We start from the raw sequence: 1,385 nt of genomic DNA on the forward strand, positions 1-1,385 counted from the left end.
GGCGCAGGCTACCCGGCCTACGCGACCACCAAGGCGGCCATCCATGGGCTGACGCGCTCGCTCGCGAAGGACCTGGGCAAGCGCAACATCCGCGTCAATGCGCTGGTGCCGGGCTGGGTGATGACGGACAAGCAGCTGCGGATGTGGGTCACGCCGGAGTCCGAGCGCGATCTCGACGCGAACCAGTGCCTRCCGGGGCGGCTTCAGTCGGAAGACATCGCGACGATGGCGCTGTTCCTCGCCGCCGACGATTCGAAGATGTGCACCGCGCAGAGCTTCGTCGTCGACGCGGGCTGGTCCTGAGCGCGCTGCGTCAGGTCCGTCAGTTCAGGCCGTAGCTCGGACCGAAGCGGAAGCGGTCCTCGACCTCGGTGTCGGCGAAGGCCAGGTCGCGGTCAGGGTCGACCACCGTGTCCTGCATGTCGTCGCCGAACTCGCTGTCGCCGCGGCTCACGCGCATCCACAGGCGGTGCAGCAGCTTGGCCACTTCTGCGGTCGACGACTCGGGTACTGACATCGGGTGCCTTTCGGAAGGCCRCACGGGGCGGCGACAGGCAAGCAATGGCAAGTTGCGGACCATGGGAGCTGCCGATGCCGCACCGGGCATGGCAAGCGACCTGGCGCGTCACCCGGCACGAAATCCGTCACATCGCCGACCGTCCTGGTTCAAGACTGCCACGGCGTGTCAACCAAGCCGAGGGGTATACGATCAGACTCCTTTGCCCTGCCCCGCCCGCCCGGGGCGCGATGCCATGACCCCCACACCTTTTCTCCACGACGCCTCGGGCGACGTGCGCTTCTGGGTGCTGCTCGACGACGGCGCGTCGATCGGGGCGAGCATCAGCATGCGGGCGCTGCACTACCGCTACCGGGCATCCCTGGACGGCGCCGACGCGGTGGCCACCTACACCGCCCACCGGGCCGACATCGATGCCGCGGTGCGCCGCCGCTTCGCCGCCGGCTCGCTGGAGCCGGTGATGCTGCGCGAGCACGACCTGAAGGCCTGAGAGGGCCAGAGCGCGCCTACGACCCGATCAGCGTGGTGGTGCGCTCCACGTCGCGCTCGAACGCGGCGATCGAGAGTTCCGAGATCGACGCGTGCAGCATCACGGTTCGCGCGACCTCGGCGTTGTCCTCGAAGGCCGTGCGCAACTCGGCACGCTGCTCGGCGGGCAGCACGCGGATCAGCGCCGCCATCAGCGCGTCCATCGCGACCAGCGAGCCCTTCAGGTCACAGATGCGCTCGGTGGCTTCCTGCAGGTTCTTCATGTCGCGCCCTCCAATGAAAAAACCGCGACCGAGGCCGCGGTTTTCTTGAGAGACCCAGCGAGTGCCGGGCCCCTGCGTTCCGGTCAGGCCGGGACGATGTTCGAGGCTTGCGGGCC

The 1,385-nt window shown here is 68.5% G+C and carries 4 protein-coding genes; 2 read left to right on the plus strand and 2 right to left on the minus strand.

What is annotated here, in order from left to right; all coding sequences use genetic code 11:
* The coding region (locus AC1D01_RS34705) for an SDR family NAD(P)-dependent oxidoreductase (protein WP_477874060.1) at positions 1–303 on the plus strand (303 nt) is incomplete at its 5' end.
* A gap of 19 nt (positions 304–322) precedes the next feature.
* Here the strand turns inward: AC1D01_RS34705 and AC1D01_RS34710 are convergent.
* Positions 323–517 carry a hypothetical protein gene (locus tag AC1D01_RS34710; RefSeq protein ID WP_477874062.1) on the minus strand — a complete coding sequence of 65 codons (195 nt, stop codon included), beginning with the start codon at positions 515–517 and terminating at the stop codon, positions 323–325.
* A gap of 235 nt (positions 518–752) precedes the next feature.
* On the opposite strand from AC1D01_RS34710, the gene AC1D01_RS34715 reads away from it, so the two are divergent.
* Positions 753–1,007, plus strand: coding sequence for a DUF1488 family protein (locus AC1D01_RS34715; protein WP_477843326.1), 255 nt, complete (start codon positions 753–755; stop codon positions 1,005–1,007).
* 16 nt (positions 1,008–1,023) lie between these two features.
* On the opposite strand, the gene AC1D01_RS34720 is transcribed toward AC1D01_RS34715, so the two are convergent.
* Positions 1,024–1,269, minus strand: coding sequence for a hypothetical protein (locus AC1D01_RS34720; RefSeq protein WP_477874064.1), 246 nt, complete (start codon positions 1,267–1,269; stop codon positions 1,024–1,026).
* Between the last annotated feature and the right edge of the window lie 116 nt (positions 1,270–1,385).

This window comes from Rhizobacter sp. P3_B12, from assembly GCF_056402895.1.

Bases quoted from the DNA above. Each gene is read 5' to 3' on its own strand.
- AC1D01_RS34715 (WP_477843326.1), top strand. From the start codon at position 753: ATGACCCCCACACCTTTTCTCCACGACGCCTCGGGCGACGTGCGCTTC.
- AC1D01_RS34710 (WP_477874062.1), bottom strand. From the start codon at position 517: ATGTCAGTACCCGAGTCGTCGACCGCAGAAGTGGCCAAGCTGCTGCAC.
- AC1D01_RS34720 (WP_477874064.1), bottom strand. From the start codon at position 1,269: ATGAAGAACCTGCAGGAAGCCACCGAGCGCATCTGTGACCTGAAGGGC.